Origin of the sequence: Clostridium sp. (assembly GCF_030532265.1) — a bacterium.
Classification (GTDB): Bacteria; Bacillota; Clostridia; order Clostridiales; family Clostridiaceae; genus Clostridium.
Window position 1 is genome coordinate 1 of sequence record NZ_JAUNLM010000035.1, and the last position, 8,658, is coordinate 8,658.

Here is an 8,658-nt window from a genome sequence, read left to right on the forward strand (position 1 = left end):
TTATTTTAAATATATTCTCTAAATCTATCTGGTATTTCACCAACGAATCTCTTGTTACTTAATGCAAGATACCAGAAGCCTATAAAGGAGAATATAACTCCAAGTATACTTCCAAGAACTCCAACATCAAAGTTTCTAAAGACTCTGTATAAAACTATTATAGGTACAATCCATCCTATAAATGGTATAAATGATAACAATACATACCAGTAAGAAAGTCCTGCTAAATGATATAGCTTAAACATATTAAATACTGGAATAAACATAAGCCATGGATTGCTAAGATTGGCTTTCTTAGCCATTACATAAAGGGGATATATTTCAATTAAATATACCACAGCATATAAAATAATACCAAAAGTAGTTGATCCTGTTTCATAAAGCATGTTATAAACATTTGTATACATAATATGAATCCACTCCTTTCATTATACTATTATTTTTCTTTAAATCATTCTATTTTATACAAGTAAATTCTTCTAGCTCTCTTTAAATTCTTCTAATTTCCTTTAATATTTTAAGTATAAAACTTCTTAATTTAAAATTTAATATTATATATAGTTTAAATCTTTTACTTACTTTGCTACTTTGTTTATTTAAGTTTTATTTTTAAAATCTTACTTAAATTAATCATCATGTTTACTTATTTCTGTCATAAGATTATTGATTTCATCTCTTTGAGCTTTATTTGGTGAATTTACGTCTATCATTTCAATAACTTCTTCTGCTTCATCATATTTATTTTTTGCAATTAAATCCTTTGCCTTTTTTATATATCCATTTACATCTTTAGTTTTATCAATTTGAAAAGCTAATTCATGTTTTAAATTATCTATATCATCTTTAATTTTATAATCTTTATATTCTACTGGAATCTCATTTAATTCTTTTACAGCATCTTTATATTCACCAGCATTATAATGAGCTAATGCACCTTCATAATTACTTACTATATCCATTAATTGTTTTGCTTCTCTGTTTGAGCTATCTTGGTCAATTACATTTTCAAGTGCACTTTCTGCCTTGTTATATTCTTTATTATTTATAAAGTCCTTTGCTGCATCAATGTTTTTTGATATAGAATTATTGTTACATCCTACAAGAGAAATCGCTAATGTACAAATAAAAGCTGAACCTAATAATAGTCTTATTATATTTTTCATTTTTATCACTCCTTTAGTTTTATAATTAACTAAATAATTCACGATTAAATTCTCTTATCATCTCTTTATTTCCATAATTAATTTTTATTTTATCTATACTTATTTCATCATTTCCTATGTTATAATCATCATCTTCTAAAGGCTTAGAAGCTAAAACATATCCATCAATAATATCGTTTACCGCTGATACATCTGCAATTGTATCTCTCTCATAAAATCCACCAGTTATTTCATCAATATTAATTGTAAGCATTGAATCTAAAGCTTCATTTAAGCTTTCTATATCCATAATTTTATAACATTTAATTATTAAATATAATGCAGTGTTTAACCTCTTACAATCTACATAAGGAAGTGATTCTATCTGTTCTTCACTTAAAATAACACCATAATTTAATATTCCTTCTATTATTTTAACTCCTTGAAGACTTGTAACTTCTTTATATTTTATTTGTTTTATTAATTTTTCCTTATCAGCTGGATTAATGTTTCTATTTATAATAATTATTTGTTTTAATAAATCATTTATTTGAAATTTTTTCATTCTTTTTCCCCATTTCTAATATTTTTATTTTATAAAAAAATTTTATCAATAATTTGTATCATAATAATTAATCAGTAATTATTTTTCTGTGAACCAAATAAAACCTATTGTTAAATAATATTTTGTTAATTTGTAAAAATATTAAATATTACTACAAATTCTTCTCTTTTCTTTAAAATAATACCTATTAATTTATAAACAAAAAACATGCATATCTAACCTAAATGGAGGATATACATGTCTTTTTTTAAATTAATTTATAATTTTCCTATACGTCCCTCAATTATTTCTTGTATAATTTGAACTTCTTTTGTTGTTATGACCAAATTATATTCTTTTCCTATTTCATAGAAGCTATCTTCTATAATTTTTATTATTCTTTTGTTATTTTTAATATAATCCTTTAATTCATCTTCCTTGCAATCTATTCCCTTATTAATCATAAGTCTTTCAATCATTATACTCATATGAATATAAAGAAGCATTCTAAGTTCTGGAGTAAAGTTTTTCTTTAACTTCTTTTCCATAGATGTAACAATAGTTTCAACTTCATTTATTGTTTTTTGTGGATTTAAAATAGTTAATTTACTTATTATATTTTCAAATGAAAAATGTTTTGCTAAGTCTTTTCTTATTATTTGAACTTTATCTTTATCTATATTTTCAATAAGAGCCTTATTTATCTTTTCATAACTTTTAATTTTCATTAAATCATTTAATAAAATACATTCAATTCCTTCAATTTTCAAATCTGTTGTACTTATTATAAGCTTAACATCATAATCATTAAAAATTTCATCATCTAAGCCTTTATTAGCAAGTCTTCCATACTCATAAGGTATTATATTTATTTCTTTATCATCAATACATCTTGATAAAAGTTCTTTTATTTTTACAGAAGTTCCAATACCAGATACACAAGTTGTAAGAATTGCTCTTTCTTTCTTTTTACCCTTAACAAGCTTATATTTAAAATTATTTTCTTCTTCAAGTAATTTAATAATAGAATTTAAATCAGAACCTTCATTAATTTTCTTAGATATATCTATAATAAAATCAGTAGTTATATTTTTTATAATTAATGTATGTCCCTTTACTATGCTTTCAATTTCATCACTAATTTCAAGCAATTCTTCCATATCAACTAATATAATATTATCTCCAAAAGTACAAACTGAATTTAAATATCCTTTTATAGTCTTAATTTTATCTTCTATTTTAGTATCTAATGAAAAATCAAAAGGAGTTATTAAAAATTCTCCAAAATATTTATTTACAACACTTGATAGACTTCTAGCAGTAGACTCCCCATGTGCCATAAGTATAATATTTGTTTTTAAATCTTTATTATCTGTTATTGTAAATATGTAAATTGAAAAAAAGAAATCTATAATAAAACTATTTTTATAATTTATTAAACTTGATAATTCTTTTATTATGTAATCTGAAATTATATTTTCTTTCCAGAAAATTTTATTTTTTATTTCTCTTATTCTTGTTTTATTATAGTCATCAAAAAATTCATCAATTTCAGTGTACTTATTAAAAAATAATAATATTTTACTTACTGCATTAACTGCATTTTTATAATACTTAAATCCATATAACTTACTACTTTTATCAATAGCAACCTTTACACTTTCATTATAATTATTTCTCAAAATTTCATCATTAAAATCAAAATCCTTATAAACTATAATGCTAAGTATTTTATTTACACATAATCTTACTTCTTTTTTTAAATAATCTATAGTTATATTTCTTTTGTCATATTCAATTAAAAAACTTTTTAATTTTAAAATTTCTTCTATAACATCTTTATAAGTATAACAAGATTTCTCCTTTTTGCCTTCGATTATATCCTTTTCCTCTTTATACTTATCCATAACACCTTTATGAATAAAATAAACAGGTCTACTTTTTCTTTTTATAACTTTCCCTTCATCTACTAAAACGTTTAAATAGTGACTAACAGAATTTCTTTTTAAATTTAGCTTCTCTGCAATTTCTGTTGTTTCTATGCCCAAAAAATCTTCTCTATCTATTAATCTTGAAGTTAAATCTTCCAAACACCTTTCGACTCTGTCCTTATTTTTCAAAATATTCTCTCCCCTAGTTAATTTAATCCTTTTCATTAGGATTATATCACCAATTTTAGTTGTTTTTCAAATTATTAACTAAATATATTGTAAAATATAAAAATAAACTAATATAAAAGCTCTATAATAAAATAAATACTTTAAATAAACTCTTTTAGTTTACCTTAAAAATTTTTACAAATATATTTTTATTTAAGTATATTTTTCTTATCTTATACAAACTTTCATAATAAATAAGTTCATTAAATAATAAAACCAGCAGAAATTTAAATTCTACTGGTTAGTTTTCTTAATAAATATATTTAATTAAACTACATATTAAATTTAAGTTTCACTTATTTATATTATTTTAAAATAATACCTTAGATGTTTCCTAAAGCTTTTTTATATTTTATATACTTCCTAAAGTTTCTTTTCTATTTTTCCAATCTGGCATAACATCTTCTAAAACTTCATAAAAATCTTTACTATGGTTTGCATGAACTAAATGTGCAAGCTCATGTGCCATAACAAACTCAATACATTCAATATTTCTTGTAATAAGTTCACTATTTAAAGTGATTATTCTATCATTTGGATTACAAGAACCCCATCTTCTTTTCATTTTTCTTGATTTTATTTCAACATGCTTTATATTATATCTCTTAAATTTTTTAAACGTTTCCCTATAAACTTTTAAAAATATCTCATTAATTTTATCCTTATACCATCTATTTAATGCTAAATTTATTTTATGTAAATTATCCTTATCTTTTAAGAATACATAAATTTCATCTTTCCCTAACTTTACATATTCCTTATTACTTTTAACACCCTTAATTTTATATATGTTTCCTAAATATATTATATTATCATCTTTAAGCAACTTTTCTTTTTTTACTTTAAGCTTTTTTCTTTCCTCAAACTCATCTATATGTTTTAAAATCCAATCCATCTTCCTTTTAAGAAAATCTATAATATATTCTTCATCAACTTTATTATTGGCTGTTACAGTTATCTCTCCTGAATCTTTAACTCTTAAATTTATATTTTTAACATTTTTTCTTATAAGAGTTACTTCTATCTCCTTCTCATTTTTATTTATTTTTAATTTTTTCATAGCTTTCGCTCCCAATTTTTATACTATATATTTAAATAATTTTAAAACCATAATTAATGCTACTTTAAAAATTGATTTAAAATAAAACCTTACACTTTCTATTTTATAATATAATTTTTAATAATAATTATCAAACGAAAATAAATATTAAAAAAGAGGTTAGCTTTAAATTTCTCTAAAAGCTCCCCTCTTTCTTCTTTTTCCTTTATAATCCTATAATTGTTTATAAATTACTTTACTTATACATAATTACTAATTGATTTTTCATATAAAAATAAAGTTATAATTTTTTCTAGCCTTATTTATTAGCTTTTTCATAATCTTTTATAAATTTTTCAATTCCAGCATCAGTTAAAGGATGCTTTGTCATACTTACTATAATCTTATAAGGTATTGTTGCTATATCTGCACCTGCCATAGCTGAATCCAAAACATGCATTGGATTTCTTATACTAGCTGCTATAATTTCTGTTTCTATTCCATGAAGTGCAAACATTTCTGATATTTGCCTTACAATTTCAATTCCTGGATTTCCTATATCATCAAGTCTTCCAATGAATGGACTTACAAAACTAGCTCCAGCTCTTGCTGCAAGTAATGCTTGAAGTGGTGAAAATATTAAAGTTACATTTGTTTTAATTCCTTCTTTTGAAAGAATTGAAACAGCTTTAAGACCTTCTTCACACATAGGAATTTTAATTACTATGTTTTTGTGAATTTTTGAAAGCTCTCTAGCTTCTTTTACCATTTCATCACCATTAAGGCTCATAACTTCAGCACTTATAGGACCATCTACAATGCTACAAATTTCTTCTACAACATCTTTAATATCTCTTCCTTCTTTTGCTATTAAAGATGGATTTGTAGTTACTCCAGATAAAATTCCAAGCTTACTAGCTTCTCTTATTTCCTCTACATTTGCAGTATCTATAAATATCTTCAAAAAACTCACTCCCCTTTATATACTTATACTTCTATTTTAAATTATTACAGTTTTATTATAAGTATTAATTATAAAAATTAACAAAAATTTACTATACTTTATTTTATATTTATAATTAAACCTTCATTTATCAGTACTCTAAAAATACAGTTGTTAAGCTTAAATCCTTATCTTCTAAATTATTTGATCCATAGTTACATCTAATAAAATCACTATCAATTGACTTACTATAAATAATTCCTTTACTAAAGTTTTCTCCAGAATCCTTTGAAAAACATTCAATTAACTTTCCATATTCAACCCATTGAATATATAAGCTATCCCCTTCCCTAATTATTTGAGGAAATGTACACTCAACACACTCATTAACAACCTTAATATTTTTATTAACTATTTTTCCTTCAAAAATATTAACCTTTAAGCACATACAATAATATTTGCTATCATTATTTTCAGAATATGTTACAAAAAAATTATTCTCATTATCTTTTGCTAAAGATAAATACACTTTTTGTTTATTTGTACTTGTAAGTTGAATTGGATTTCCCCACACTTTACTTTTTAAATCATAACAAGACACAAAAATTTCTTCTAATTGGTCTACAATTTTAAAATAAAATACATACATCATATCTTTAGTAAACTCAACACAAAAATTACTTAAAATAATACATTCAATTTTATCTATTTCTTGTTTTACTATTTTATCTCCAACCTTGTTATAATGTATCAATCTAAAAAAATTTCCATCATAAGCATCCATTGAATAATAAATAATATGACTTTCATCATTTATATTTTTTATATAAGGAAATTTTATTAAAGTTTTATATTTATCATAATTATAAAAAGATACTTTTGATTTAATATTGTTAAGTTCATTAAAATATAAAATTTTACCTTCTTTATTATTTATAATTCCATAAATATTATCTTTATTATCTATATCAAACCATACATCAACAAAGCTTAAATCTTCATTTGTAATTTTCTCATTACAAATATTTTTTTCATCATCATAAACACTAAAACTTCCATTACTATAATTTATTGAATATATACTTCCATCTGACTTTTTTAAAATTGTTTCATATTCCCTTACAAAAGACATATGCTCACTCCTAAAAGTTATTTTTATGAAATATATATTCTATTTTGGTTATTCTTATGAATTACAACTAATTTTAATCTTCTTTAAATAATTTAATATACTTTATAAAAATTTCTGTAAACATATAAGACAATTTTCATAGTATATAAGTAGGTAAATCAAATTTACAAAAAATAGTTTTAACAATTCAATAAAATATAAAAAATTGATAGACAACTGATAAAATTTTAAGGAGGATTTCAAATTATGTCCGATTATAGATATTGTAAAGATAAAGATTCTTATTTTGAAGATAGATTAAACCATAATGATAGATTAAACTGTAATGATAGATTAAATCATGAGGAAAAAGAAAATTGTTCTGAAAGGCCTGAAAGATGTTGCCAAGCTACAACTTGCAACCCATTTAAACCAAATTGCAAATCAAATTGTTGTTCTGGATTACCAAAGGTTACACCAGATTTAAGTTCAGTTTTTAGTGTACCAATATTAGCTGATAAAATATTTGATTGTATGAAGTTAGAAATTCCTTTCCCTGGACTTCTTGAAAATTTAGAATTTACTATAACTTCTCAACCACCACAAAATGGCGCATATGCAGCTGGTACTGATGTATGTGTTGATAGAGTATCATTTAGTTATGATGCAATAGGGGCTGTAGTTACTAATAATATTTTAGAAGGTAACATTACAATATGTTCAGAACAAGTTGATGCAACAGCTATTAATCCAACAACAATAAATGGTACAACTATAGCAAATGATTTTTCTATTACAACTGGAAATATTCCTTGTTGTCATAGCTGTCATCATCATAATAATAAAAACGGAACTAATTGTAGAGTATTAGAAAGAGGTCTTAATTTCTATATTAGTAATTTAGTTATAACTGTAACTGGTAGAGCTGGTTGCATACCATTTACTGCTGAATCTGCTCCTCAAAGCGGACTATTAACTACAGTTTTAGGATTACCTTCTGAATTTAATTTCTTTGGTAGAATATGCTTACCTCATTTAAATTCTGGAATACCATTAAGAGAAAACTTTAGAGAATGTTTATCTATAGAATGTATAGAACCAACAAATCAATTACAAGAAACAGAAGACGACTTTACTTTTAATGCAACTGTAGAATCATCTCTTTTAATAATAAAATCTTTATATGCTTTAATTCAAGAAAACTTATCAGTATTAGCTATTAATACTCCTAGAGAGCATTGCTGTAATAATTCTGGATTAATGAAACCTCATAAATAAACAATTATAATATGCGTAGGCTTTATGCCTACGTTTATTTTTACTTATTCGTCAATATTTTTCTTTAAAATTAAATTTATTCGTAAACAATTTAAGCTATCTCCATAATATAAAAGTAAGGAATTTAATTTATAAAATTATTTTATTTAAGGAGGAACTTTTTATGTCCGATTGTAAATATCCTGAAGATAATATGTCATACTTCGAAAATGACTTAAATTGCTATGAAGAAAAACCTCATAATGATGATAGTTGTAATCATGAAGATAATTGCCACCATGAAGATCATCATTGTGATGAAATAAAATGCTGCACTGACTGTGCTCCATTTAAACCAAATTGTAAACCTGAATGTTGTTCTGGATTACCTAAAGTAGTGCCAGATTTAAATAATGTTAAGGCAGTACCAGTTCTTACAAATAGAATATTTGATTGCATAAAA

9 protein-coding genes are annotated in these 8,658 nt (G+C 23.5%); 2 read left to right on the forward strand and 7 right to left on the reverse strand.

From position 1 onward, the window contains the following. Positions 1 to 5: 5 nt before the first annotated feature. The 7 genes from Q4E08_RS08365 to Q4E08_RS08395 all read right to left on the reverse strand — a co-directional run bounded on the left by Q4E08_RS08365 (position 6) and on the right by Q4E08_RS08395 (position 6,959). Positions 6 to 407 carry a DUF5684 domain-containing protein gene (locus Q4E08_RS08365; RefSeq protein WP_303130137.1) on the reverse strand — a complete coding sequence of 134 codons (402 nt, stop codon included), beginning with the start codon at positions 405 to 407 and terminating at the stop codon, positions 6 to 8. Positions 408 to 626: 219 nt separating this feature from the next. Beyond that, positions 627 to 1,163 (reverse strand): hypothetical protein, encoded by a 537-nt coding sequence (locus Q4E08_RS08370; protein ID WP_303130139.1) that lies wholly within the window; start codon positions 1,161 to 1,163, stop codon positions 627 to 629. 25 nt (positions 1,164 to 1,188) lie between these two features. Next, complete coding sequence (locus Q4E08_RS08375) at positions 1,189 to 1,707, reverse strand: hypothetical protein (protein WP_303130140.1); 519 nt, start codon at positions 1,705 to 1,707, stop codon at positions 1,189 to 1,191. A gap of 257 nt (positions 1,708 to 1,964) precedes the next feature. Beyond that, positions 1,965 to 3,806 carry a PRD domain-containing protein gene (locus tag Q4E08_RS08380; protein WP_303130141.1) on the reverse strand — a complete coding sequence of 614 codons (1,842 nt, stop codon included), beginning with the start codon at positions 3,804 to 3,806 and terminating at the stop codon, positions 1,965 to 1,967. 391 nt (positions 3,807 to 4,197) lie between these two features. Further along, a complete protein-coding gene (locus tag Q4E08_RS08385; protein WP_303130143.1) occupies positions 4,198 to 4,905 on the reverse strand; it encodes a M48 family metallopeptidase in 708 nt (235 codons plus the stop codon). Between the two features lie 298 nt (positions 4,906 to 5,203). Next, on the reverse strand, positions 5,204 to 5,848 hold the full coding sequence (gene fsa, locus Q4E08_RS08390) for a fructose-6-phosphate aldolase (RefSeq protein WP_303130144.1): 645 nt from the start codon (positions 5,846 to 5,848) through the stop codon (positions 5,204 to 5,206). Positions 5,849 to 5,978: 130 nt separating this feature from the next. Then, positions 5,979 to 6,959 (reverse strand): hypothetical protein, encoded by a 981-nt coding sequence (locus tag Q4E08_RS08395; protein ID WP_303130145.1) that lies wholly within the window; start codon positions 6,957 to 6,959, stop codon positions 5,979 to 5,981. 246 nt (positions 6,960 to 7,205) lie between these two features. Between Q4E08_RS08395 and Q4E08_RS08400 the strand changes: the two genes are divergently transcribed. Continuing rightward, positions 7,206 to 8,216, forward strand: a complete 1,011-nt coding sequence (locus Q4E08_RS08400) for a hypothetical protein (protein WP_303130146.1) — start codon at positions 7,206 to 7,208, stop codon at positions 8,214 to 8,216. A gap of 163 nt (positions 8,217 to 8,379) precedes the next feature. Further along, a partial coding sequence (locus tag Q4E08_RS08405) for a hypothetical protein (RefSeq protein ID WP_303130147.1) occupies positions 8,380 to 8,658 on the forward strand: 279 nt, incomplete at its 3' end.